Here is a 26,166-nt window from a genome sequence, read left to right as displayed (position 1 = left end):
CAGAATTCCCTTGGGCCGGCAAAATGGATGCAGACGATATCGAGCAGCGATGTATCGATGGCGGCATCGAGGCTTGCGCGATCCTCGCGCTTCGCCGCACGTTGCGTTCGCTTCAGGACCTTAAAGCCATATTCGAGACCGAGGGATTCGACTTCGGCACGGATATCGTGAATTTGGAGAACCGCGGATTGAATCTGCGGTTGGCGAACGAAACTGCCGGATTTCTTGCGGCGCTCAATCAGACCGGCTTTCACGAGCTGGCCCATGACCTTGTTGACGGTCATGCGCGAGCAATCGTAGTGGGCGGCGAGATCGATCTCGAAAGGCAATCGATGACCCGGCGGCCATTCTCCCGACACGATCCGGCCCTCGATCTCGCTGAGGATACGCTGGTGCAGGGTTTGCCCGGCCAATGCTTTCGTCACGTCCGCAATGCCTTCCGACGGCTCGATCTTGTTCCTGCCGAGCGCATATCAGCTCTCGACAAGTTCGGCCATGACCTTGTTGAAACGTTCCGATATTTCATGGCGCTGGAGATGCCGGCCCGATTGTACCAGTTTTTTGCCGCGAACCCAGACGGAATCAATCTGGACGCCACTCGCGAATATCCACTGATCCAAAATCTGTGATGCCGGAAGATAGGGAACAGCCGAGACATCAAGCGCGATAAAATCGGCGCTTTTCCCCTCTTCGATTTCATGTCGCGATGCGAGCGCCCTGCTACCGCCTTCAAGTGCCTGCCGAAAGAGTTTTTCACCCGTGGAGCGGCCGGCATCGGCAATGACATTGCGCGCCCGAAGCGACAGGCGCTGCGAATATTCGAGCATCCGCAATTCTTCCGGCACGGAAATCAGAATATTGGAATCGGAACCGACACCGTAATGCCCCCCCTGCGCGATGAAATCCGGAGCGGGAAAAATGCCGTCGCCTAGATTGGCCTCGGTGATAGGGCAGAGACCGGCAATGGCGCCGCTTTTGGCCATGCGGCGCGTTTCGGCTTCGGTCATATGCGTTGCATGGATAAGGCACCAGCGATCGTCGACGGTCGCATTCTCCAGAAGCCACTCCACCGGCCGTGCGCCGGAAAAGGCGAGCGAATCCTCGATTTCCTTTACCTGTTCCGCAACGTGAATATGGATCGGGCCACCTTTTGCCAAATGTTCGATCGCCGCCAGCTCTTCGCCGGTCACGGCGCGCAGGCTATGCGGAGCGATGCCGAGTACAGCACCCGGCAGCCCATCTACGACCGCTTGTGCGCCGTGCATCAGCCTTTCGTAACTATCGAGCGAATGAATGAAGCGTTTCTGCCCGTCGATCGGCATCTGGCCGCCAAAACCTGAATGCGCGTAAAACACTGGCAGCAATGTCAGGCCGATCCCCGTTTGCGCGGCCGCCGCACCAATGCGTTCGGCCATTTCGGCGATGTTGCCGTAATGCGAGCCGTCCCTGTCATTATGCAGATAATGAAATTCACCGACCCGCCCGAAACCGGCCTCCAGCATTTCCATGTAGAGCTGGGCGGCAACCGCCTCGACATGGTCAGGCGTCATCGACAGCGCAAACTTGTACATGACGGTGCGCCAGCTCCAGAAACTGTCGTCGGCAGGTCCGCGAATTTCAGCGAGACCGGCCATGGCCCGCTGAAAGGCATGGCTATGGAGATTGGGCATGGCCGGAACGATGACAGCATGCCGCTCATCCTGCGGCCGCGGGGAAACGCCGGTTTCGACCGATAAGACAGCGCCGTCCCTGCAAACAATGCGAACATCCTGCGCCCACCCGTCATTCAGAAGCGCTGCGCCCGCGTGAATTGCCGTCATGCCACCCTCTCCTCTTGGTCTCTTCCGGCAAGGCCCGTTTCAAACACGAAATTGCGGCTTGCCAAGCTCATTATTATGTATATACATTTGACGCATAAAAGAAAGGCGAAAAGCAAATGTTAGGGAACAAATCTACAAAGGGAATGGCGCCGGAAAACGTCACATCACTGTGGCGCAATGCTCGGCTCGCGACATTCAACCCTTCCATGGAGGGCATCGGCGCAATCGAAAATGCCGCCATTGCCGTGCGCGACGGCCGCATTGTTTTTGCCGGGCCTGAAAGCGACCTGCCCGCCGAAGTGTCCACGGCCGACGAGACAATCGACTGCGACGGTCGCTGGATCACCCCGGCCTTGATCGACTGCCACACCCATCTGGTGTTCGGCGGCAATCGCGCCATGGAATTCGAGATGCGGCTGAATGGTGCGACCTATGAGGAAATCGCCAAAGCCGGCGGTGGCATCGTGTCTTCCGTGCGTGATACGCGCGCTCTTTCGGAAGACGCCCTGCTTGCGCAGGCGCTGCCGCGCCTCGACACGCTGCTGGCCGAGGGCATTTCAACCATCGAAATCAAATCCGGGTACGGTCTCAATATCGAAACCGAACTGAAAATGCTGCGCGTCGCCCGCAAGCTCGAGACCCTGCGTCCCGTGCGGATCGTCACCAGCTATCTCGCCGCGCATGCGACACCCGCCGAATATAAGGGCCGCAACGCCGATTATATTACGGATGTGGTTCTACCTGGGCTGGACAAGGCCCAGGCCGAGGGGCTGGTGGATGCGGTGGATGGTTTTTGCGAGGGTATCGCCTTTTCCGTCGAGGAAATGACCCGGGTTTTCGAAAAGGCAAAACAGCTGGGGCTTCCGGTCAAGCTGCATGCCGAACAGCTTTCCAATCTCGGCGGCACCGCGTTGGCGGCATCCTACGGCGCACTTTCCGCCGATCATCTGGAATATCTTGATGAAGCGGGTGCAAAGGCGCTGGCGACGGCGGGAACGGTCGCCGTGCTTCTGCCCGGCGCTTTTTACGCACTCCGGGAAAAACAGGCTCCTCCGGTTCAGGCGCTCCGCGACGCGGGCGCCGATATCGCCCTTGCGACCGATTGCAATCCCGGCACCTCGCCGCTCACATCCCTGCTGCTGACCATGAATATGGGCGCTACGCTTTTCCACATGACGGTGGAAGAGTGCCTGACGGCGGCGACGCGCAATGCCGCAAAGGCGCTTGGCCTGCTTGCCGAAACAGGCACGCTGGAAGCGGGAAAATCTGCCGATTTCGCCATCTGGGACATCGAACGCCCGGCCGAGCTTGTCTACCGCATCGGTTTTAATCCGCTCCATGCCCGCATCTTTAAGGGACAGAAGGTTTACCCATGACTATCACGCTTCACCCCGGCAACGTCACCCTTGCCGAACTTGCCGCGATCTACTGGGACAACGGCACAGCCAAACTCGACCGCTCGTTCGATGCCGGCATAAAAAAGGCGGCGGCACGCATTGCCGAGATCGCAGCCGGCAATGCGCCGGTCTATGGCATCAATACCGGTTTCGGCAAGCTCGCTTCCATCAAGATCGACGCAGCCGATGTGGCAACGCTGCAGCGTAACCTCATCCTGTCGCATTGCTGCGGCGTCGGCGCGCCACTTCCCGAAAATGTCGTGCGCCTGATCATGGCGCTGAAGCTGATTTCGCTCGGTCGCGGCGCATCCGGCGTACGGCTCGAGCTGGTGCGGTTGATCGAGGGCATGCTGGAAAAGGGTGTTATCCCTTCTATCCCGGAAAAGGGTTCGGTTGGCGCCTCCGGCGATCTCGCGCCGCTTGCCCATATGGCCGCCGTAATGATGGGCGAAGGCGAGGCCTTTTATGAAGGAGCGCTTCTGCCCGCCGGCGAAGCACTCACCAAAGCCGGGCTGACCCCGGTCGTTCTCGCCGCCAAAGAAGGGCTGGCGCTGATCAACGGCACGCAGACCTCAACGGCGCTGGCGCTCGCCGGTCTTTTCCGCGCCCACCGCGCGGCACAGGCGGCACTGATTACCGGCGCGCTGTCCACTGATGCCGCCATGGGTTCTTCCGCCCCCTTCCATCCCGACATTCACACATTGCGTGGCCATAAGGGCCAGATCGATGCGGGCGCTGCGCTGCGTAACCTGCTGGAAGGATCCGAAATCCGTGTCAGCCATATCGAGGGTGACGAGCGTGTTCAGGATCCCTATTGCATCCGTTGCCAGCCACAGGTGGATGGCGCCTGCCTCGATCTTCTGAGACAGGTGGCCCGCACGCTTGAAATCGAAGCCAATGCGGTAACGGACAATCCGCTGGTGCTTTCCGACAATTCCGTCGTGTCCGGCGGCAATTTCCACGCCGAACCGGTGGCCTTTGCTGCCGACCAGACCGCGCTCGCCATCTGCGAAATCGGCGCGATTGCGCAGCGCCGCGTGGCGCTTCTGGTCGATCCGGCCCTCTCCTATGGTCTGCCCGCCTTTCTTTCGAAGAAACCGGGGCTCAATTCCGGTCTGATGATCGCCGAAGTCACGTCTGCCGCGCTGATGAGCGAGAACAAGCAGATGGCGCATCCGGCCTCCGTGGATTCGACGCCAACCTCTGCCAACCAGGAAGACCATGTGTCCATGGCCTGCCATGGCGCACGCCGCCTGCTGCCCATGACGGAAAATCTTTTTGCCATCCTTGGCATTGAAGCGCTTTCGGCCGTTCAGGGTGTCGAGCTGCGCGGACCGCTGAAAACCAGCCCCGAGCTGCAAAAGGCAATCGCCGCGCTGCGTCAGGCGATCCCTTCGCTTGAAGAGGACCGTTATATGGCGCCGGATTTGAAGGCGGCATCCGATCTGATCGCCACCGGCGCTCTGGTTTCCGTTATTTCGGAAGGCATCCTGCCGAAGCTGGAGGTGTAAGATGCGCGTCTTCGACATTAAAGAAGGCTCATCGCCGGTCATTCTCGGCCTGCCCCATACCGGCACAGATGTTCCCGCGGAAATCTGGCAACGCCTGAATGACAATGGCAGGGTACTCGCCGATACCGACTGGCATATTCATGACCTCTATGCGGGCCTGCTCCCCGATGTAACGACGGTCCGTGCCACCTTTCATCGTTACGTGATCGACGCCAACCGCGATCCTGAAGGCGTCAGCCTCTATCCGGGGCAAAACACCACCGGCCTCGTTCCGGACACCGATTTCGACGGCAAGCCGATCTGGAATGAGGGACAGGAACCCGATCAGGACGATATCGCCGCCCGACTGGAAACCTTTCACGCGCCCTATCACGCGGCGCTGGCGGCGGAAATCGAACGGGTGAAGGCAATCCACGGCATAGCCATCCTCTATGACTGCCATTCGATCCGCTCGCATATCCCCTTCCTGTTTGAAGGCAAGCTGCCTGATTTCAATATCGGCACCGATATGGGCAGGACTTGCGACCCGGCCATCGAAAAAATAGCCGTGGAAGTGACCGCTGCCGCAGAGGGTTACGACAGCATTCTGAACGGGCGTTTCAAAGGCGGCTGGACAACGCGCCATTATGGAAAGCCGGAAGCCGGTGTGCACGCCATTCAGATGGAACTGGCCCAATCCACCCATCTTGTCAGCGAGACGCCGCCCTTTGCTTATGACGTGCAAAAGGCCGAACGCCTGCGCGGCCATCTCAAGACCATTCTGACACGTCTCGAAAATTTCGCGCTTGCGACAAAAGGATAAGGGGAAATCACATGAACAATCCGCGCCACAACATCCGCGACGTCCGCGCGCCAAAGGGCATTGAGCTCAACACCAAGAGCTGGATGACCGAAGCGCCGCTGCGCATGCTGATGAACAATCTCGATCCTGACGTGGCGGAAAACCCGCATGAGCTGGTCGTCTATGGCGGCATCGGCCGCGCCGCCCGAACCTGGGCCGATTTCGACCGTATCGTCGCGACGCTGAAGGATTTGAACGAGGATGAAACGCTCGTCGTGCAGTCGGGCAAGCCGGTCGGTGTTTTCCACACCCACAAGGATGCGCCGCGTGTCCTGATCGCCAATTCCAACCTGGTGCCGCACTGGGCGACCTGGGACCATTTCAACGAGCTGGATAAGAAGGGTCTCGCCATGTACGGCCAGATGACCGCCGGCTCGTGGATCTATATCGGCACCCAGGGCATCGTGCAGGGCACCTATGAGACCTTCGTCGAAGCCGGCAATCAGCACTACAACGGCAACCTCAAGGGCAAGTGGGTCCTGACCGGCGGCCTCGGCGGCATGGGCGGCGCCCAGCCGCTCGCAGCCGTGATGGCCGGCGCATCCTGCCTTGCCGTCGAGTGCAACCCGGATTCGATCGATTTCCGCCTGCGCACCCGCTATCTCGACGAGAAGGCCGAAACGCTGGACGAAGCCATGGACATGATCGCCGGCTGGACGAAGAAGGGTGAAGCCAAGTCCGTCGGCCTGCTCGGCAACTGCGCCGAAATCCTGCCGGAAATGGTCCGCCGCGGCATCCGCCCTGACATGGTCACGGACCAGACCTCGGCCCACGACCCGATCAACGGCTATCTTCCAAAAGGCTGGACCATGGGCCAGTGGAAAGAAAAGCGGGTCAGCGATCCAAAGTCGGTGGAAAAGGCCGCCCGCGCCTCCATGCGCGACCACGTCGAAGCGATGATCGCCTTCCAGGACATGGGCATCCCGACCTTCGACTACGGCAACAACATCCGTCAGGTCGCCAAGGATGAGGGTCTTGAAAACGCCTTCGCTTTCCCCGGCTTCGTGCCGGCCTATATCCGCCCGCTATTCTGCAAGGGCATCGGCCCGTTCCGCTGGGCGGCTCTTTCGGGCGATCCGGAAGACATCTACAAGACCGACGCCAAGGTGAAGGAGTTGCTGCCGGATAACAAACACCTGCATAACTGGCTGGACATGGCGCGCGAGCGCATCGCTTTCCAGGGTGTTCCGGCCCGCATCTGCTGGGTCGGGCTTGGCGACCGTCACCGCCTCGGGCTTGCCTTTAATGAAATGGTCAGGAACGGCGAGCTGAAGGCTCCGATCGTCATTGGCCGAGATCATCTCGACAGCGGCTCGGTCGCCTCGCCGAACCGGGAGACCGAGGCGATGCAGGACGGCTCGGATGCCGTGTCCGACTGGCCGCTGCTCAACGCATTGCTCAATACGGCATCGGGTGCGACCTGGGTATCGCTGCATCACGGCGGCGGCGTCGGCATGGGCTTTTCCCAGCATTCGGGCGTCGTCATCTGCGCCGATGGATCGGATGATGCGGCCAGGCGGCTTGAACGCGTGCTGTTCAACGACCCGGCAACCGGCGTCATGCGGCATGCCGATGCCGGTTACGAGATCGCCCTCGATTGCGCGAAACAACAGGGCCTGCGTCTGCCTGGAATTCTCGGGAACTAAAAAGACAAAGCGGCGCAGGCAGAAAACTGCGCCGCTTGTTCGATTGGAGAGGACGGCCGCGCTCCGCCCATCCCACATTAGCGAATCGCCGGGAATGATCAGTTCCAACGCCGCATCGGCGGCCCGTGGAACTTCTGCTCTGTCTGCGGCTTTGCTCGTTGCTGTTTTTAACCGACTGGCTTTATGCTCGTTGGAAAGCCGCGCTAACCGTGAGGGCGGGCATGAAGGACATGGTAGATCGACGAATGGCGCAGAGATTCCTTCCGCTTGCCTTTACTCTTCTGTTTGGAGCGCTTCTCCCGGTATCCGCCAACCATGCCATGGCGTCTGAAAAGCAGCCCATCATGCCCGTACGGATCGACGTTGGCGGCTACAAACTGAACAGCGTGCTGGTCGAAGCCGGAAAGAGAGCAGAACTCCCGCCGATCCTCTTTATCCACGGGGCGAGCGCCAGTCTTTACGATCCGATGTTTTCGTTTCTCGAAAAGCTTGGAGGCCGGGCAAAATTGCTGTTTGTCGACAGGCCGGGGCACGGCAACTCGGACATTGGCGGCAAGAGAAATATTCTCCCGGACGGGCAAGCCGACGCCATCGCACAGCTTATGAAAAAACGCGGCGTGCCTAGAGCCATTGTCGTCGGTCATTCCTTTGGCGGCGCCATCGCGGCATCACTTGCGGTGCGTCATCCGGACATGGTTGCGGGCCTCGTATTCCTGTCTCCCGCCGTCTATCCGTGGGAAGGCGGAATTGCCTGGTATTATACGGCGGCAAATGCGCCATTCAGCGGCCCGCTCTTCAGTACCTTCATTGCTCCGCCGGCCGGTCTTCTGGCGCTGGACCAGGCAACACGTGGCGTTTTTGCACCCAACCACAGGCCTGCCGATTATGTGGAGGCGACACATGCCGTCGCGGCCCTGCGACCCAGGGCCTTTCGGCACAACGCCCAGGAGGTCGCGGCCCTCAATGAATGGGCGCGTGAAGCTTCGTTGGAGTATCCGCGCATCAAGGCGCCGACTGTCATCATAACGGGAGATACGGACACCATCGTCTCGCCGGACGTGCATTCCCGCCATCTCGCCAGAGATATCAGCGGCTCCACTTTGATCGTCGTGCATAATCTCGGGCATAAATCCGATTATGTCGCCAGCGACCTTGCCATTGCCGCCATCGAAAAGGTCGCCGGCCGGCGGTCCGATCTAAAAGCGGCCCAGAGAATGCTTGAGCAGCGCATCGAGAATGATCGCTGATGACAATCTTCTGTCGCCTGATCCACCAAGACTGATTTTGGATATCACATGAAAATACTACGCGCTTCCGAATACAAGACCATGCCGTGGAAAAACGGCGGCGGCGTTACGGTGGAAATTGCCATCCACCCGCCTGGCGCTTCCGTCGATGCATTTGACTGGCGCATCAGCATGGCGACCGTTGCTCAGGATGGACCGTTTTCCAGCTTCCCCGGCATAGACCGTACGCTTGCGATTATCAAAGGTAACGGCATGGCACTTGCGATTGCGGGGCAGGAGCCGATGCCGTTGACAGCGAAGAGCACGCCCCTGCCCTTCGCCGCGGATGTTCCGGTGGATGCCACCCTGATGGATGGTGCAATCGTCGACCTGAACGTCATGACCCGTCGCTCATCCTTCACCCACAGCGTCCAGAGGCTAACCGGCAGCTATTCGGCCGAAGCGAAAGTGGGCACAAGGCTGGTTCTCGCACTCGATCCTGTGACAATCTCGGTCAATAACGAGCTTGTCCGGCTGGATAGGCTGGATGGCATTTTCATGGAGAACAACATGCCCTTCACCATCGAGGCCGGGCATGATGAAAGCACTTTCTTTCTGATTACGCTGCAGCGGGCCTGAAGCCCGCAGCCTCAATCCAGCCCCAGCGGGTCTGCAACCCTTGGCCAGAGCTGCAGGCTTGCCTTGCGATAGGCTGTTTTTGCCGGATCGGTCGGATAGGATGTGGGCGCGGCGATATAAACGATCTCTGAAGCAATCGGCGCAAAACCGGCATGGAAGTGGTTGGTGGACTTCACCAGGAGAACGTCTTTCGCGGCAAAATCGATGCCGAGATTGGAAAAGATATCCGGCTCATAAGTTTGCGTACGGCTGGTAATGAGAATGATATCAATCTCTGTTCCAACCGGCCTTACAACGGCGGCACGGCCGAGCGTGACGCGGCTGTTGCGGAAACTCTGCCAGCCCGCTTCCGCAGTGCGCATCACCCTTATCCGGAAATCCAGCGGCTCACCGCCTTCAGGGCTGGATTTGCCGCCGATGCGCAGATCGATTTCGGCGCCCTCACCTGCCGCATGACAGAACGACACGGCAATCGGATCCCAGATCGTTGCAACGCCGATCTTGTCCATGCCGCGCTCCACCATGCGCCTCAGAATATAGGTCGCGTCCCCCGCAACGCCGCCGCCGGGATTGTCCCATATATCCGAAATCACCACCGGCATATCCGGATTGTTGGCGCGGATCGCAAGGGCCTTGTCCAGACCGGCTTCCGTATCGAGCATCGGCATGGCCGTCAGCTTGCGCATGGCATAAAGCTCATGGCCGAGTTTTTCGGCCAGCGCGTCGCCCTTTTGCCTGTCATTATCGGTTACCACGACTATGCGTGTGCCCATATCCGGTACATCACCCGCCATAAACCCGTGAATGACCGAAACGGAAAGGATGCCATCCTTGCCCTCCAATGCCTTCAGGCGGTCGACATAAGACCGCATCGGCTCACGGCTGGTGGGATAAATCGTAATCATCCGGCAATCGAAAGTGGAGATAACCGGCCTGATTTCTCCACGCAGGGTCCGCAGCGCCATATCCACCACATGCTCACCACGCTCTTCGAAATCCGTATGCGGGAATTCCAGAAACGTTGCCATGATGTCAAGATTGGCGACCCTCAGAGCCGTTAAATGACTGTGGGGATCGAACTCCGCCGCTATCAACACATCCGGTCCAACAAGCGCCCGGATGCGCGACAGGAAATCGCCTTCCGGATCGTCGTAACCCTGCGCCACCATGGCGCCATGCAGGCCAAGAACCACGGCATCGACCGGCAAAGCCGCCGTAAGCTCCGCAAGAATGGTATCGCGCAGCGTTTCATAGGTTTGGCGCTGAATGAGTCCAGCCGGCTCCGCCCAGCAGGACGTTCCCTCGATAACCGTGAACCCTTCCGCCTTGCCACGGCGGCGCAGGATTGGCACCGGCGAGGAGCAGAGTGTCGGCGTTTCCGGATGTTCGCCCGGCCCGGCATAAAAGGCGGCGCGAAAAGCATCCATATCCGTCGGAACGGGTGAAAACGTGTTGGTCTCGGTGGCAAGCGATGCCGTGAATATGCGCATGACTGTGATTCTCTTTGCCGGTGCCCGCCTGTCAGCAGCACCCGTTCCCCATTTTAATTAGCCGGGTAATATTACCAGACAGTGCCGCGTGCCGCGACCTCCTCCACGCGCGTCACCAGACCATTCCGATGGAAAACCATGCGGTCGAAAAGATTACTGACGACACAGGTGTGGTTCGGCACGACCCTGACGACGTCACCGATTTCAGGCCGGGCCGAGCCGCAGGCCGACAAATCGACGACCGCATGCTCTTCCGAAAGCGAGATGATTTTTGCGCCCTCATATCCCTCGATCATCCCGTAATCGCTGAAACCCAGAAGATCGGAGGTCAGGGCTTTCGAGCCGCAATCAAGTACGGCGCGATCGGCTGTGGGTCTCGATACCACGGTGGAAAGGACATGCATCGCCAGATCGCCGGCGGTGCAATGTCCGGCACGCAGCATCGAACGGTCATTATAGACATAGGTGCCCGCCCGGTACTCGGTCGCGGAAGGAACGAGGTGAGCGGAGAAGAAATCCGGCGAGCCGCCGCTTGAACGGACAGGGCAGTGGATACCTTTTGCCGCCAGCAACGCCATGGTCTCGCTGATAAAGGTTTCCACCTTTTCCGCCCCGCCCGGGGCTGGATAGGTCAAAATGCCCCTGAATTCGAGACCCGGTGCCGCGACGATCTTTTCAGCAAGTTCCAATGCGGCCTGCGGGGTCTGCACACCGCAGCGCTTTCCGCCCGTATCGCATTCCACGAGCACCGCAAGCGGTCTTTGCGCATTGAATGTTCCGGCAAGTCCGGCAATCGTCACGGCGCTATCGGCAACAACGCTCAGTCCGCCGATACGGGCGTTGAGCGCCTGCAACCGCGCAAGTTTTGCCGGGCCGATGATATTGTAGGTAATCAGGATATCGTCAAACCCGGCATCCGCGAAAACCTCCGCTTCGCTGACTTTCTGGCAATTGATGCCGATGGCGCCGGCCTCAAGCTGCTGTCTCGCGATAGACGGTATCTTGTGCGTCTTGATGTGGGGACGGAAAGCCTTGCCATGGCCGTTGAGATAGGATTGCGCCTTGAGAATATTGGCAGCAAGCCGGTCCTCGTCGATCACCGGCATTGGTGTCGAAATGGCGTCGAGTGGTGTACCTTCATCAGGCCAGGGATAGGTCATCATATGCTCTCAAAAATCAGAAATATCGGGCATCAAGCCAGCGGCTTGTAGGCAATAACATCCATTTCCACCTTGGCATCGACCATAAGGGGCGACTGAACGGTTGATCGCGCCGGCGGATGATCGATGAAATATTTCTGGAAAACAGCATTGAAGCTCGAAAAGTCACGCGCATCATCGAGCCAGACATTAACCTTGACGACATCAGCGAGCGTGCAATCGGCGAGTGCCAGAACAGCTTTGATGTTGGCCACGACCTGCTCGGTCTGCGCCACGATGCCGCCGGTCACGACCTCACCATCGACGGTCGGCACCTGACCGGACACATAGACAAAATCCCCTGCCCTGACGGCTTTGGCGAAGGGGCGGCGCTGGCCGCCCGCCTGGCTATCTGCCGCCTCGAACCGTACCAGTCTTTGCTTTTCCATAGATGCCTCGCAAATAATTTTCATCAGTTACACATTTTTTCGGTTTTATAGCCTGTTTTACGGCTATATTCCACAAGTGATGTAAATTATTTAGCAAATACGTAAATATCATATCCGCAACGGGACAGCGCGCATCCTTTTGACGTGGGGCCTCCGTATGAAGTCAATCTGGACGGCAACCAACCAAAACAATGGATCCGCTGCAATAAGACGTGAAAGTTTGCCGCGGCAAACTTCACAATCCAATGAACATTGAGTGTCGCAATTACAGTCCCAAAGTACTCACGGCCGACCTGTGTACTGACCTCAACCGAGCGCAGACATCCGTCCGTTAGACGTTATTCTTTCCGTCACAGCCTCAGCAATTTTCTGAGCCTGTACACGAATATCCGGAACGGCCGTAATCTCCCAGAAGCGACCCGCCGTCAACGCGCCGGCGGCAAAAAGGCCTGACCAGTTTTGCCCATCCGCCCTTACCAGACGGGATTGGGCATCAACCTCGACTCCTAGCCCAAGAGGATCGAGGAGAAGGACGCCATCACCCTGCATGGTTTCGAGAAGACGTGAATGGCCAATCCCTGCTCGCTCCATACCGGTACAATTGACGACCCAGTCGACCTGAAACTCCTTGACGATCTGCGTATGCCTGCGGCGATAAGAGACGGTGATCCCTTCATCCTGCTCCTCGAGAGAGCCCAGGTAACCTGCATGAATTTCAAGAACGCCCTCAGCGAGGAGCTTCTCAAAGGCCTTGTGTACTTCAGGCGCGATACGGTGCCGATGAATATTCCACCAGGGTAAAGCATGCCGCAGAAACCTGCTGCGCTGCTCAGCTGTCAGGTCCTGCCACAACGCCTGTGTCCTTGGTCGTAAGCCATCCATCACTGTACGCCATGGCGCGCCGTCTCTCACCTGCTTGCGCAATGATTGCAGCAGGCGACTGATTTCCGTCGACCTCTCCGGCAAATGCGGAATAGTAGCGGCAAGTGGCGGGCTGACGTGAGGGTGCGGTACCAAACCGCGTCGAGAGAGAACATGAATGGGACCGCGATGGCCTTTTCCCCGCAGGGTCAGAACCTGGTCGATCATCGTCAGACCGGAGCCGAGAATACAGATGCGATCTCCCGCCTTCACTCTCGACAGCCATCCGGGTTGCCAGCAATGACCAATGATGCGCGGCAGCCTCTCTTCCTCTCTCGCGACGGTTTGCACCGGCAAACCCGCGGCGCCAACACCCAGGCATAAGACAACATTCTGCGCGCGCAATGTTTCGTCATTCTCCAGGGTGAAGGAAAATCCGCCTTCACCATCCGGCAGGCAGGCGGAGGCCTTTGCGCGGATGAAATCTACCCGTGCCCGCTGGTCCCTGCTACGCAGCAACGAGGCCAGCCTGTCTCTTAAATAGAGACCGTAGTCCCCGCGCGAGGCAAACAACAACGGATCCTGCCCGATCCCGTTTCCGGTCAACCAGTCAAGAAAGTCATCAGGCCGATCCGGAAACACACTCATTCGCCCTGCCGGCACATTCAATCGATGATAGGGCAGCTCCGTGCGATAGGCCGTGCCGCGACCGAAATCCGACTCGTCGCCAACAATGGCAACAGAAGCATCCGCTGGCAGCAAGGATAAAAGATGTGCGACAGTACAGATGGCCGAGAAACCGGACCCGACGATAGCGACATCATAGGACATTTATTCCTCCAACCTCAACAGCATGAACATGGTCGATGGGTGGCGACCTCGTTGATACCCTAGTCAGGGAGTAGAGATTAAACACCTGCGAATGTCCACCCTTCACTTTACGTCCTTAGTCTTGGTCGATTTGCATGGAGATGCAAAAGTTAGCCGCGGCAAACTTTCTCCCCCACCGCCCTCGCCGAGCCGGAATAGTGAGAAAAACTTGCCTGATTGCATCAAGAGGATGCCAAGTTAGCCGCGGCTAACCGTCAAACTGTCATAAAAGGCAAATCTGATTCTTCCACAATGCCTTAGCGGCTCTTTTGCATCTGAGAAAAAAGCCTATTGCGCCAAAAAGAGAATCGGCGCTTATATCTCAGTTGCGGAAAAAACCGCCTTTTTCGAAAAAAACCGCTACTGCAATATCGAGCGAAAGAAGACAAATGACACAGAGTGCCGACTCAAGACTTGCTGCAGGGGCACCCGACCTAACGGGCCTTATACAACAGCATTCGGCTGCGTTGTCAGCCCAATTGCAGGCGCATAACGCAAATACGTTTTCACCCCATACCGAAAAGAGCATGCGCCATTTCTCGCCTGCTGAAACTGCCCGGCTTATCGGCATCGGCGAAGCTTATCTTCGCCAGATCGCTGCCGAGCGTCCGGAGCTGGATGCGGCGCAGGCTTCCGGCCGCCGCTCCTATTCGGTCGAGGATATGGATGAGATCAGACGGCTTCTCGATCAGGGCGCACGTGGCACACGCCGCTACCTGCCCCATCGTCGCGACGGTGAAGAATTGCAGGTCATCGCCGTCATGAACTTCAAAGGTGGTTCGGGCAAGACGACGACATCCGCGCATCTGGCGCAATATCTGGCGCTTCGCGGCTACCGCGTGCTCGCCATCGATCTCGACCCGCAGGCAAGTCTATCCGCGCTCTTCGGCCACCAGCCGGAGATTGATGTCGGGCCGAACGAAACACTCTATGGCGCGATCCGTTACGATGATGAGCGCCGGCCAATGGCTGAGATCGTTCGCGGCACCTATATTCCCAACCTTCATATCGTTCCAGGCAATCTGGAGCTTATGGAGTTCGAGCACGACACGCCGCGCGCACTGATGCGCCGGGCGCCGGGCGATACGCTTTTCTTCGCCCGTATCGGCCAGGCAATCGCCCAGGCTCAGAACTTCTACGACGTCGTCGTCATCGATTGCCCGCCACAGCTCGGTTACCTCACGCTTTCAGCATTGACGGCCGCGACATCGGTTCTGGTCACCGTTCATCCGCAAATGCTGGATGTGATGTCCATGAACCAGTTTCTTGCCATGACGGGCGATCTTCTCGCGGAAATCGGCAGGGCCGGCGCACGGTCCGACTATAATTGGATGCGTTATCTCATCACCCGTTTTGAACCGAGCGACGGTCCGCAAAACCAGATGGTCGCTTTCCTGCGCTCTATCTTCGGTGAAAACGTCCTCATTCACCCAATGCTGAAGAGCACAGCCGTCTCGGATGCCGGTTTGACCAACCAGACGCTGTTTGAAGTGGAAAGAACACAATTCACCCGCTCGACCTATGATCGCGCGCTTGAAGCCATGAACAACGTCAACGGTGAAATTGAAGGACTGATTAAGAAAGCGTGGGGTAGGGCAGCATGAGCAGAAAACAGATTTTCGCCAATCTCGGCACGCCGGGCACCGACAATAATGATGCTGCCCCGGAGCGGTCGCGACCACGCATCCGCCCTATCCTCGGTTCTCCAGAACTGGTGACGGATGTCGTCAATTCTCCGGTCGGTATGATCGGCCAGTCGCTGAACGAAGTATCCGAACGCGCCAAGCGTGCTGAAGAGATCGAAAGGCAGCTTGCAGAGGGCCTGACGATCGTTTCCCTCAGCCCCGCCGATATCGATCCGTCCTTCATTCCCGATCGCATGCCAGCCTCGGAAGAGGCGGATGCAGGTCTGGTGGAAGCCATTCGTGAGCAGGGCCAGCAGGTCCCCATTCTGGTGCGCCCCCATCCCGATTTTCCGGGCCGTTATCAGGTCGCTTTCGGTCATCGCCGTCTGCGTGCCGTTTCCAGCCTTGGTATTCCCGTCAAAGCCGTCGTTCGCGATCTCAGCGACGAACAGCTCGTCGTTGCCCAGGGACAGGAAAACAACGAACGCCGCGACCTCACCTATATTGAAAAGGCGCGGTTTGCGCAGAAATTGCAGATGCGGTTTCCCCGGGACACGATCATGGCGGCAATGTCGCTGCATAAGGGTGACCTTTCCAACATGCTGTCGGTTGTCGGCCGCATTCCGGAGGATCTGGTGGATCTGATCGGTCCGGCCCCCAGCGTCGGCCGCCGCAACTGGATGGATCTGGCCGATCAACTCTCATCATCGCAGGTCAAGGAAGCGGCGCGCGCTTATGTCAGGGAACCTTCGGTTGCCGCGCTTTCATCCGAAGAGCGTTTCAAGTCGCTTCTGGATTTCCTGAAGCCAAAGGCACAGGCGAAAAAGACCGGTGTCTGGTCATCCGAAAGCGGCAGCCGTCTTGCAAAGGTCGTGGAGAGCGATCGCAAGCTGGACATATCCATCGACAAGAACGAGGCGCCGGAATTTGCCGATTTCGTTCTTGAACATCTTCAGGCGCTGTTTGCCGAATACCGGTCCAAACAGTGATTTCTAAATCTAACGACTAACAGGAGACGCATCACAAAAGAAAAAAGCCCCCGAACGTTGCCGCACGGAAGCCTTTCTTTGATCTAAGCACCCAAAGAATCTCATTTCCGCGAATCATAGTCAAGAGTCTTGGCATCGAATTTTTCGGTGAGCGATTTTCTTTTGCCTTGTGAAAGGTGAAAGACATGGACAGCACATGTGTAACGACGCCCTTTGGGCGGCGAGCGATGTCGTTTGGCGTCCTCGCAACCCAGTTTGCCGCGCAAAAGACCAAGAAGGTCGAGGCGGTCGATAAATGGAAACTCTATCGTTCGGTCTGTGAAGCGAGACCGTTGCTCGGCGTGACCGATCGTTCTCTGGCGGTATTGAACGCGCTTTTGAGCTTCTATCCGAAAAACGAACTTTCCAGCGAAGCCGGACTGGTGGTCTTCCCATCCAATACGCAATTGTCGCTCAGGGCTCATGGCATGGCCGAACAGACTTTGCGCCGGCATCTCTCGGCCCTTGTCGAAGCCGGTCTCATCATCCGCAAGGATAGTCCGAACGGAAAGCGTTATGCCCGCAAACACAGAGGTGGGGAAATCAGCGAAGCCTATGGTTTTTCGCTGGCGCCGCTTCTTGCCCGCAAAATGGAAATCGAGGAACTGGCAGACCGCATCCTTCGTGAACGGCTCGATCTTCAGCGCCTTCGTGAAAACATCAGCCTCTGCCGCCGCGATATCCAGAAACTTTGCGAAATGATTGCCGCAAGCGGTGATGTTGAGACCTTCGAAACATTCCAGCTTCGCTACAATGCGATTGCGCGTTCCCTTGGCCGCAATTCAAAACCTGCTGAACTCAAGGAAATCGCCGGATTTTTGGCTTCTCTGCGCGCAGAAGTGACCAACTATCTGGAAAATATTGAAAAATCGGAAAAATCGGGCGGCAATGACTGCCAAAATGAGCGCCTCATAAAGAATTCAGAATCCGAATCCATATCTAAACCGCAGGATTTTCGTGAACCGGATGCCGTTGCGCCTGCAGGCACGGTCACCATCCAGCCATCATATGCCGCACCCATCAGTGCGAAACCTTCGCCGCACCAGCCAAAGCCCGTTCTTCATAAGCAATTTTTTGTTCCTGATATTGTTTTGGTTTTGAAAGCTTGCCCGGATATTTCCCTCTATGCCCCGGGGGGAGCGATTACCGGCTGGCGCGATCTCGAGGTGGCAACATCGGTGATCAAAACCATGTTCAACATCAGTCAGTCGGCCTATCAGGACGCCATGGCGACCTTCGGCCGGCAGGGAACTGCAACCATCCTTGCCTGCCTGCTGCAAAAGGCGGATCAGATAAGCTCGCTCGGCGGATATCTGCGCAATCTGACACGCAAGGCTCATGAAGGTGGGTTCGATCTTCAGGCCATGCTCCAGGCGCAGCTACGGGGGCGGAAAGGCGAGATGGAGAAGGGCATGACAGGGTAAGTTGGCGTCAGGTGAAGCGACGCCGCTGCAGCTTGCGGAAATCGCCGTCTGAAGTTACATTTGCATCGTTTTCTCGATACTCGAAAGATTCGGTGTGAGCTGGTGACGTCTAGGCGAAAATCCAGCCAAAGGCTGAGCTATGGTTAATGCGAGGTAATGAAAACTAAGTGCCAATTAGCTTTCGTTTGCGGTTTTCCGCCATTGGTTTCAATCGCTTGAGTCAGGCTGTTTTTTAAGCGGAAATTCGGTGGTCCGGACGGGAAAGCGTCATTTATGCATAATATAGCCCGCCGGACTGTGGCCGAAATTCAAACGATACCTCGTCGGACGCTGCTGCGAGAAACGATCCGTCAAATTCGTGAGTGACTATCCAAGGAACGCATAGAGGCCGCACTCCAGAGCGTTGAAATTGAACCTTCAGGAAGGTTCCGCGTTCTATTTCATCACTTCAACGGATTGCTGGTGTTATGGTTTTCTCGGACGATATGGAGTTGGCCGTCGCTCTTTATATGGCGGATAGTGCCTTGCCCCGGCACATGGCCATCGAAAAGCTTTTGAAGACGGGACTTGAAAATACCGGTTATCTGACCGGAGATGAGGGGCGTCCGCCGGAAATTGTCGATGGGAAGCCAAGTGCCGACTATGTGCAATATCGCACCTATCTGGACGGTGATAGCTGAGAGGTGACCGGAACCAAACCCGGTGAGGGCTGTTTATGGCGCAATCAATTGTTTCAGGATACGCCGATGCTTTCCAAACCTCTTTTTCTAACGGCAATGCTCATCCCCGTAGCGGCCCATCCAACATATGCTCAGCCTCTGGAGGTTAGCACTTTGCAAGGGGCAGAAACCCATAGCGCTGGATACTCGCCCAAGGATATTGCGTCAGACTACATCGTTGATGTAGCGGGCAAGAAAGTGCGTCTGGTGGGCCCGCGTTTTTATCCCGACAACGCGCGGGCGCTGCAGTTCCCGGGCCGGGTCTCGACGATTGATTCTTCGGCAGAAGACGTTCTGTCGCAGCGATAAGGCGATCGCAATAATTCATACTTGATATACAGGGGCAGAATGGGGACCGACAGCAAAACTTCCGGATCTAAACCGGATGCACGAAGCTGGATCAAACGGGAGGGGCAGGAAGCTGAAAAAGCGACCTTTCCTGAACTGTTCTTCGACCTCGTCTTTGTTTTTGCACTCATCCAGCTTTCCCATGCGCTTGCCAAGGACTTCGGGCCGACGGCAGCGCTTGAGGCGGGCATCCTGATATTGTCGCTGTGGTGGCTGTGGATACACACAACCTGGATCACCAACCTTCTGAATACGGAAAAGGAGCCGGTCCGGATTCTCCTCTTCGTGTTGATGTTCGGCGGGGTGCTGCTGGCTATCGCGCTGCCCGATGCCTTTGCGGAACAGGGTTTCGTCTTTGCCCTGATCTATAGCGCTATGCAGGTGGGGCGCAGCCTTTTTGCGCTTTATGCCTTCAAGGGGGAAGACCGGCAGTCTTTTCTGGTTTTCGTGCGTGTGACGATCTGGCTTGTCATATCCAGCCTCTTCTGGCTGGCAGGCGGGCTTGTCGATCTGACGGATCGCATCCTGTTATGGGGCATCGCACTCGCGATCGAATATGCGGGGCCTGCCTGCCGTTATGTCGTACCCGGATTGAAAGCGAGCGATGCGGACAGGCTGCACCTCTCCGGCGAGCACCTTGCGGAGCGATGTGCCCTTTTCGTTATTATCTGCCTTGGGGAAACGATCCTCACCACGGGTCGCACTGCCACGGAATATATGAATTCCGGCCTGACATTCATCGTCTTCTGTTCGGCCTTCGTCAGCACCGTGGCAATGTGGTGGATCTATTTCCATCATGGGCAGGAAGAGGCCTCCAGAAAGGCCGAACATGCCGATGAGAAGGCGAAGATTGCCCATAATCTTTTCAATTATGGTCATCTGCCCATCGTAGCCGGCATCATCCTGACGGCGGTGGGGGAGGATTTCAGCCTGTCCCATGCCCATGAAGCTGCGACGATGAGGGAGGCCATCGCCATTCTAGGCGGCCCTGTCCTGTTTCTTGCCGGCAATATCGGCGTCAAGATAGCCGCCACCTATCAGCGACCCATCTCGCATTTCGCCGGCGTTGCGACGTTCTGCCTGCTTTTGCCGGTGCCGGGCATACCGCTCTATATGCTGCAACTGGCAAGCACGGGCATTCTGCTGCTGGTTGCTCTCTGGGAATATCTGGCGCTGAAAAAATCGGTGGCCAATGCCTGAAAGCTCAGGCGCTGGCGAAATTGCGCGCCCTGTCGTGCCATAGCCGCAGGCTGCGCGCATAGGCCTCATCAAACGGCAGAGCCATATCATTGACCAGCATCAGTGCGATGGCTGCGGTAGAGACGATGACGGTTTCTGCCCTCTCGTCCCTCGCGGCACCTGTCCAGACAGCCCGCCAATATTCAAAAGTCGTGAACATGGTCGGCATCTCAGCGGGCGGTGTTTCGCGGGCGGGAATGATGAATTCGACATCCTTGCCCTTCGAGAGGCCGAAAATCCGGGTGCTGCGGAACGGCGTGAATTGCGCAAAGTCCCGTGTATTGCCGAGAATGGCGAGATTCTCGACCGAAAGCAGCCGCGCGGTATCGCGATGAAGCTCCTGATAGGAGGGGCGGGCGACACCGATGACGGTGCTTCTGGCGCGAAGCGGATTGAGGAGATGCACGACCGTATTAAGCGGCAGGCGCATTTCCAGAATGCCGTATAGGCCGAGCAGGCTTTGAAACTGTGCGGAAAGACCACCGATCGGCAGGTAGGCGATGCGTTCTGAGGCTGTGGCCCGGGCGGCCTGCGAGAGAGACTGGCAGAGCGGAATCCCGCAGGCTTCAGCAGCAAGTTCGAGCTTGCCGCCGTTTTCTCCCTGGCCGACATGGCCATGCAACAGGACACTATATCCCGCCATGGCAACAAGGCGGGCAGAATGCAGGAACCAGGGCGCATCGCGATGTTTGGGCGACATATAGGCGGGCCAGTCGAGATCGACGGCAGCAGGCCCTTGCCGGTCCCTTCCGATATGCTGCCACATGGCTTCGATGAAGCCGGCAAGCTCTGCCGCGGTTACGCCACGATAATGCATGGTCGCAAGCAGAGCGCCAATCTGTATGGGATCGGCATCGCCATCAAGAATGATTGCGAGCGCATCCATCGCCTCCGTCTGACTGAGCGGGCGGCTGTTGCCGACCCCCATCGCCGAGGTCGCGATATATTTGGCGAGCCGCTGCTGCGGATCGGCATTGTGACCGATGCGGGCGAGACGATCCGCGATATTTTCCGGTGTCGGTTGTCCTTCCAGAAGAACGCTGGGACGAAGCGAAAGCGGCGGCGCCTTCATCAAGACAGGTCGCTCCCAGCCGCTGGCATTGGCGGCGGCGGGCGCTGCCGGTTTTTCCTGTGAATAATCGATAAGGTTGTCCGCCTCCGCCGCCAGCGAACGAATGCGCAGCCGCATGTTCTCGGCAAATGGCGTGGGGCGCAAACCCTGGCCGGTGCGTAAGAACAGCTGATCACCGTATTTTTCGCGCAGCTGCTGTAATATCCGGCTCATCGACGATGTTGGCAGTCCCATGCCGGCCGCTGCGCGGCTGACACTGCCTTCCCGCAGCAAAGCATCGAAAGCGACAAGTAATTTCAGCTGTCCAAGCCTGTCGGGCTTTGTTGGGGAAGCTGATTGTTCTTTTCTCTTGCCGGTTGTCATCTTGCTGTTTTTTTACTCCGCCGCCGATTGGTGGAGCCCTTTTTGCAATTTCTGGAATTTAGAACGGTTCGAAAACAAACGCGTTGCGCCTGCACTCCCTCCTAAATAAGTGGGGTTAAATTCTCAAGTTAAATGCGGGGGCGTAACATGGAATTGAAGTACCGCGGTCGAGATATGGCCGCGACAATAATAAAGGCTGGTTTTTCGACAGCAATGGCAGGAACGGCGCTCAGCTTCGCTGCGCCCGCTTTCGCGCAGCAGGCATCTGGCGGAAACACCGTTCTTCAGCAGATCGTCGTCACCGCATCCGGCTTCGAGCAGAATGTGAAGGACGCTCCGGCCAGCATCACGGTCGTGACGCGGGAAGATCTGGAGAAGGGCTCATATCGCGATCTGACGGATGCCCTTCGCGAGGTGCAGGGCGTATCCGTCACCGGCATCGCCAATGAGAAGGACATCTTCATTCGCGGATTGCCCGGCGCCTATACGCTGATCCTTATTGACGGCAAACGGCAGAGCACCCGCGACGCCCGCACCAACGGCAATTCCGGTTTCGAACAGAGCTTCGTGCCGCCGGTTTCGGCCATCGAGCGTATCGAAGTCGTGCGCGGCCCGATGTCGTCCCTCTATGGTTCTGATGCCATGGGCGGCGTCATCAACATCATCACCCGCAAGGTCGGTGATGTCTGGTCCGGTTCGGTCACCACCGAAGGCACGGTCCAGCAGCATTCCAAATTCGGCAATAGCGGCCAGGTCTCCTGGTATGCCAACGGGCCGATCCTCAAGGACCAGCTGGGCCTTCAGGTCTGGGGCAGGGGCTTCAATCGCGGCGAAGACCGTATTCTGAGCGGCACCACCGGCGCCAAGGAATATGATTTCAACGGCCGCCTGACCTTTACCCCGAACGAAGACCACGACATTTATCTCGAAGGCGGCAAGACGAGGCTGCGCCGCAGCGCCGAGCCCGGCGACACGCTGGCGGCGGCGACGCTCAATAGTACCTATAACACCAATACGCGCGACCATTGGTCCCTGTCGCATACCGGCCGCTGGGGGCCGACCACATCGGAATTCTCTTTCCAGCAGGAATGGTCGGAGCGCACCAATTTTACCCGCAACATCCGCACGGGACGCGTGACCGAAGATCCGCGCTCGCCGGAAGTGCGCAACACCGTTCTCGACGGCAAATTCACCACGCCCTTTGATTTGTTCGGCAACCACACGCTGGTCACGGGCGGTCAATATTTCGAGGCGCGGCTGACGGATCAGAATCCGGGACGTCGCACCAATCTGGATGAGACATTCTCGGCGACGCAATGGGCGCTGTTTGTCGAGGATGAATGGCGCATCGTCGATAATTTCGCACTGACGGGTGGTCTTCGTCTGGATAACCACGAAAAATACGGCAATCATTTCAGCCCGCGTCTTTACGGTGTCTGGAGTGCCACGGACGAGCTGACGATCAAGGGCGGCATTTCCACCGGTTTTCGCGCGCCTGAAATCCGCCAGATCGCGCCAGGTTATGCCTATACGACCGGTGGCGGCGGTTGCACTTACGGCCCGAGCGGCACGTGCGGCGTGATCATCGGCGATCCGGGCCTCGAGGCGGAAAAGAGCACAAGCTACGAAGTGGCCGCGCTCTGGGATAATGGCGACGTTGCTCTCGGCGCCACCTATTTCTACACTGATTTCAAGGACAAGATTTCCAACGCGCTGGTGCTCAATCCGGATGGAACGCCCGCCCGCTGGAGCGAAGACCGCAATTATCGCCTCTGGTATAATTACAATATCGACGATGCGGTCATTCAGGGTGTGGAGCTGACGGCGACCTGGTACGCCACGCCGGAACTGACGCTGCGCGGCAACTACACCTATACGCATTCCGAACAGAAAACCGGCGACTATGAAGGTTTCCCGCTGGCGAGGACACCGGAGCATATGGCCAATCTGCGGGGTGACTGGGTGACGCCGATAGACGGGCTGGAAGCCTGGGCGTCGGTGAATTACCACGGATCGGAAATCAATGCCGGCCCACGCATCGGCACCAACGGGACGCCGGTCACGATCAACGGCAAGGCCGGACGCAAATACGAGGCCTACACGACCCTCGATATCGGCGCGAAATATGCGGTGGCCGAAAACGTCGATCTCAACGCGGCCGTTTACAACGTCTTCGACAAGGATGTCGGCACCGATGATTTCAACACTGTCATGGAAGGCCGCCGTTTCTGGATCAGCATGACCGCGAAGTTCTGAACCCGGCCTATTGACGAGACTTCTGAGGCGCCTATCGGGCGCCTCTTTTTTTGACCATTCGCCTATTGACCTCAACTATAGTTGAGGAATTATACCGGCTGCTCTTCAATATGTTTCCGCGTTTCCCGAGCGGAAATCGTTCCGGAGACAGGAGCCAGAATGGAAAATAGCGTGTTTAAACACAGCCTGACGGTGGGAGAGGTTGCGCACCGTAGCGGCGTCGCCGTTTCCACCGTTCATTTCTACGAGGCGAAGGGGTTGATAGAAGGCTGGCGAACCGCCGGCAACCAGCGTCGTTATCACCGCGCCGTCCTGCGGCGTATCGCGATCATCCGTATCGCGCAGCGCGCCGGCATCCAGCTCAGCATCATCAGGGAAGCGATGGCGGATCTGCCGCAGGATCGGGTGGCGACGGCGGCTGACTGGCGCAGGTTCTCACAGTCCTGGCGGGAGATGCTTCAGTTTCGGATCAACAGCCTGATCCAGCTACGGGATCAGCTGACCGGCTGCATCGGTTGCGGTTGTCTTTCGCTGGACGACTGCCCCTTGCGCAATCCCGACGATATTCTGGCCGATGGCGGCGCGGGTGCGCGTCGCCTTGTTCCAGCCGAATGAGCAAGATTTTGGGTCTGCCCTTTTGAAACTGATTGTCCTCACTCGGCGTTGGCCGCAATCCAGACACTGACGCTGCCGCCATTGGTCGGGAAAACGCCCTTGCCGCTATCATCAAGGGTAATCTCTTCCTCACGGTGACCGAGAAAGTCGCGCCATACTGCGCCGGCGCGGTCGGCACCGAGATCGATCTGCTTCTCCGCCGGCTCGCCATTCGACATCACCACCACGCAGCCCGGCGCATCGGCGGTGCCGTGGCGAATAAAGGCGATGCAGCTTGCATCGTCGAGAATATCCGTCTGGGCTCCGTTGGCGAAACGGCTGCGGGCTTCGATGAGTTTCGGCAGGCATTCAATGGCGGGCATATCGATTTTATATTCGTTGCCGTCATTGCCGGTGTCGGTGTAGCTCGTGCCGAACAGATCGGGATAGAAGACACAGGGAACACCCTCTTCGCGCAGCAGAATGATCGCATAGGCCAGAGGCTTGAACCAGGGTTCCACTGGCGCTTCCAGCGATTGCAGCGGCTGGGTGTCGTGATTGTCGACAAGCGTGACCGCATGGTCGGGAACCGCCGAAAGCAGCGACCCATCGAAGATAGTACGCATGTCGAAATCGCCGCCATGTTTGGACGCATCATGGAAGCGGTGGTGGAGGGCGACATCGAAAAGCATCAGCTGCTTGTCGACGAGTTCGAGATAGCTTTTCAGCGCCTCGAGATCGGGGTGCCAATATTCCGCCACGACGAAAAGATCGGGATCGACCGTTTCGCGCATATGGCCGACCCATTCGCGGAAAAACCAGGCCGGAATATGTTTGGCGGCATCCAGGCGGAAGCCATCTACCTGCACCTGCTCGGAGAGCCAGCGGCCCCAATATTTGAGTTCCTCATAAACCGCCCAGTTCCTGAATTCGACATCTGCACCCATCAGGTAGTCGAAATTGCCGTTTTCCTGATCGACTTCCTCATTCCATTCCCCATCGCCATATTCGTTGACGAGGCGGAAAATGCCGTCTTCGGTCGGCTCCTCGATGTGGTCGACACCGCTGAAGCACTTCAGGTCCCAGATGAATTTGGAATGTTTGCCGCTGCGGCCGGGAAAGGTGAAACGCGTATAGGCCAGCGCCTGAAAGTCTTCATCGTCGATCTCGGTACGGTCTTCGGGATTGACGCGGCGAACCCGCACCTTTTCTTTCTCATCCGCACCCATCTTGTGATTGAGAACCACATCGTGAATGACGCGGATGCCGTTTTCCTTCAGCGTCCGGCCCGCGTGTTCAAGGGCGCTGCGATCGCCATATTTTGTGGCGACGGTGCCCTTCTGATCGAATTCACCGAGGTCAAAGAGATCATAGGTATCGTAACCTACCGAATAGCCGCCGGCAGCACCCTTATAGGCCGGTGGTAGCCAGATATCGGTGATGCCCATTTTGGCAAGGCTTTCGGCCTTTTCGGCCACCTCGCTCCATAATTTCCCTCCGTCCGGATAATACCAATGGAAGAACTGAAGCAAGGTGCGTCCGGCCATATTTCCCTCACAGTCGTTAGCAGGTCGCGCCATAAACGGACCGGCGGCGAAAGGGTTCCGCC

At 57.8% G+C, this 26,166-nt stretch carries 22 protein-coding genes (1 of these 22 cut by a window edge); 14 read left to right on the top strand and 8 right to left on the bottom strand.

All coding sequences use genetic code 11. The annotated features are described in order from the left end of the window. Window positions 1–425, bottom strand: the 5' portion of a protein-coding gene (hutC, locus tag AGR13A_RS19315; protein WP_167377596.1) for a histidine utilization repressor. Its footprint begins 301 nt before the window's first position; 425 of the gene's 726 nt are visible here — the first part of the coding sequence; it begins with the start codon at window positions 423–425; the stop codon falls past the left edge of the window. A 48-nt stretch (window positions 426–473) separates the two neighbouring features. Further along, window positions 474–1,820: a formimidoylglutamate deiminase gene (locus AGR13A_RS19310; RefSeq protein WP_080838719.1), complete on the bottom strand. Its 1,347-nt coding sequence runs from the start codon at window positions 1,818–1,820 to the stop codon at window positions 474–476. 116 nt (window positions 1,821–1,936) lie between these two features. Here AGR13A_RS19310 and hutI point away from each other — a divergent pair, with 116 nt between their 5' ends. The 6 genes from hutI to AGR13A_RS19280 all read left to right on the top strand — a co-directional run bounded on the left by hutI (window position 1,937) and on the right by AGR13A_RS19280 (window position 9,080). Then, window positions 1,937–3,196 carry an imidazolonepropionase gene (gene hutI / locus AGR13A_RS19305; protein WP_080838717.1) on the top strand — a complete coding sequence of 420 codons (1,260 nt, stop codon included), beginning with the start codon at window positions 1,937–1,939 and terminating at the stop codon, window positions 3,194–3,196. Next, window positions 3,193–4,728 carry a histidine ammonia-lyase gene (gene hutH / locus AGR13A_RS19300; protein ID WP_080838714.1) on the top strand — a complete coding sequence of 512 codons (1,536 nt, stop codon included), beginning with the start codon at window positions 3,193–3,195 and terminating at the stop codon, window positions 4,726–4,728. The genes hutI and hutH overlap by 4 nt, the downstream gene beginning before the upstream one ends. Window position 4,729: 1 nt before the next feature. Next, complete coding sequence (gene hutG, locus AGR13A_RS19295) at window positions 4,730–5,530, top strand: N-formylglutamate deformylase (RefSeq protein WP_080838712.1); 801 nt, start codon at window positions 4,730–4,732, stop codon at window positions 5,528–5,530. Window positions 5,531–5,541: 11 nt separating this feature from the next. Then, window positions 5,542–7,215, top strand: a complete 1,674-nt coding sequence (gene hutU / locus AGR13A_RS19290; protein ID WP_080838709.1) for a urocanate hydratase — start codon at window positions 5,542–5,544, stop codon at window positions 7,213–7,215. A gap of 245 nt (window positions 7,216–7,460) precedes the next feature. Continuing rightward, complete coding sequence (locus tag AGR13A_RS19285; protein WP_308400302.1) at window positions 7,461–8,462, top strand: alpha/beta fold hydrolase; 1,002 nt, start codon at window positions 7,461–7,463, stop codon at window positions 8,460–8,462. A gap of 48 nt (window positions 8,463–8,510) precedes the next feature. Beyond that, on the top strand, window positions 8,511–9,080 hold the full coding sequence (locus AGR13A_RS19280; RefSeq protein ID WP_080838705.1) for a HutD/Ves family protein: 570 nt from the start codon (window positions 8,511–8,513) through the stop codon (window positions 9,078–9,080). An 11-nt stretch (window positions 9,081–9,091) separates the two neighbouring features. On the opposite strand, the gene AGR13A_RS19275 is transcribed toward AGR13A_RS19280, so the two are convergent. From AGR13A_RS19275 to AGR13A_RS19260, 4 genes are all read right to left on the bottom strand, one after another. Then, window positions 9,092–10,570, bottom strand: a complete 1,479-nt coding sequence (locus AGR13A_RS19275; protein ID WP_080838702.1) for a M81 family metallopeptidase — start codon at window positions 10,568–10,570, stop codon at window positions 9,092–9,094. A gap of 71 nt (window positions 10,571–10,641) precedes the next feature. After that, window positions 10,642–11,730, bottom strand: coding sequence for a D-TA family PLP-dependent enzyme (locus tag AGR13A_RS19270; protein ID WP_080840331.1), 1,089 nt, complete (start codon window positions 11,728–11,730; stop codon window positions 10,642–10,644). Window positions 11,731–11,762: 32 nt separating this feature from the next. Next, window positions 11,763–12,158: a RidA family protein gene (locus tag AGR13A_RS19265; RefSeq protein WP_035225248.1), complete on the bottom strand. Its 396-nt coding sequence runs from the start codon at window positions 12,156–12,158 to the stop codon at window positions 11,763–11,765. Between the two features lie 306 nt (window positions 12,159–12,464). Next, complete coding sequence (locus AGR13A_RS19260; protein ID WP_080838699.1) at window positions 12,465–13,850, bottom strand: FAD/NAD(P)-binding protein; 1,386 nt, start codon at window positions 13,848–13,850, stop codon at window positions 12,465–12,467. 428 nt (window positions 13,851–14,278) lie between these two features. Here AGR13A_RS19260 and repA point away from each other — a divergent pair, with 428 nt between their 5' ends. From repA to AGR13A_RS19230, 6 genes are all read left to right on the top strand, one after another. Beyond that, window positions 14,279–15,493 (top strand): plasmid partitioning protein RepA, encoded by a 1,215-nt coding sequence (gene repA / locus AGR13A_RS19255; protein ID WP_080838696.1) that lies wholly within the window; start codon window positions 14,279–14,281, stop codon window positions 15,491–15,493. Continuing rightward, entirely contained in the window at window positions 15,490–16,503 is a 1,014-nt protein-coding gene (repB, locus tag AGR13A_RS19250; protein ID WP_080838694.1) for a plasmid partitioning protein RepB, read from the top strand. Before repA ends, repB begins: the two co-directional genes overlap by 4 nt. Before the next feature lie 185 nt (window positions 16,504–16,688). After that, window positions 16,689–17,966, top strand: coding sequence for a plasmid replication protein RepC (repC, locus tag AGR13A_RS19245; RefSeq protein WP_080838692.1), 1,278 nt, complete (start codon window positions 16,689–16,691; stop codon window positions 17,964–17,966). Window positions 17,967–18,433: 467 nt separating this feature from the next. Continuing rightward, a complete protein-coding gene (locus AGR13A_RS19240; protein WP_080838691.1) occupies window positions 18,434–18,646 on the top strand; it encodes a hypothetical protein in 213 nt (70 codons plus the stop codon). A 66-nt stretch (window positions 18,647–18,712) separates the two neighbouring features. After that, window positions 18,713–18,994, top strand: coding sequence for a hypothetical protein (locus AGR13A_RS19235; RefSeq protein WP_080838689.1), 282 nt, complete (start codon window positions 18,713–18,715; stop codon window positions 18,992–18,994). Window positions 18,995–19,033: 39 nt separating this feature from the next. Further along, window positions 19,034–20,233 carry a low temperature requirement protein A gene (locus tag AGR13A_RS19230; protein ID WP_080838688.1) on the top strand — a complete coding sequence of 400 codons (1,200 nt, stop codon included), beginning with the start codon at window positions 19,034–19,036 and terminating at the stop codon, window positions 20,231–20,233. 4 nt (window positions 20,234–20,237) lie between these two features. On the opposite strand, the gene AGR13A_RS19225 is transcribed toward AGR13A_RS19230, so the two are convergent. Next, window positions 20,238–21,707: a glycosyl transferase family protein gene (locus AGR13A_RS19225; RefSeq protein WP_080838686.1), complete on the bottom strand. Its 1,470-nt coding sequence runs from the start codon at window positions 21,705–21,707 to the stop codon at window positions 20,238–20,240. A gap of 147 nt (window positions 21,708–21,854) precedes the next feature. On the opposite strand from AGR13A_RS19225, the gene AGR13A_RS19220 reads away from it, so the two are divergent. Beyond that, the gene (locus AGR13A_RS19220) at window positions 21,855–23,963 is read left to right on the top strand and encodes a TonB-dependent receptor plug domain-containing protein (protein WP_080838685.1); all 2,109 of its coding nucleotides are present in this window, start codon (window positions 21,855–21,857) and stop codon (window positions 23,961–23,963) included. 159 nt (window positions 23,964–24,122) lie between these two features. Continuing rightward, entirely contained in the window at window positions 24,123–24,578 is a 456-nt protein-coding gene (soxR, locus tag AGR13A_RS19215; RefSeq protein ID WP_035225210.1) for a redox-sensitive transcriptional activator SoxR, read from the top strand. Between the two features lie 38 nt (window positions 24,579–24,616). Here the strand turns inward: soxR and amyA are convergent, their stop codons facing one another. Then, the gene (gene amyA / locus AGR13A_RS19210; RefSeq protein WP_080838683.1) at window positions 24,617–26,104 is read right to left on the bottom strand and encodes an alpha-amylase; all 1,488 of its coding nucleotides are present in this window, start codon (window positions 26,102–26,104) and stop codon (window positions 24,617–24,619) included. Window positions 26,105–26,166 lie beyond the last annotated feature (62 nt).

This window comes from Agrobacterium genomosp. 13 str. CFBP 6927 (assembly GCA_900012615.1).
GTDB lineage: Bacteria > Pseudomonadota > Alphaproteobacteria > Rhizobiales > Rhizobiaceae > Agrobacterium.
This window is presented reverse-complemented; position numbering and strand designations above follow the sequence as displayed.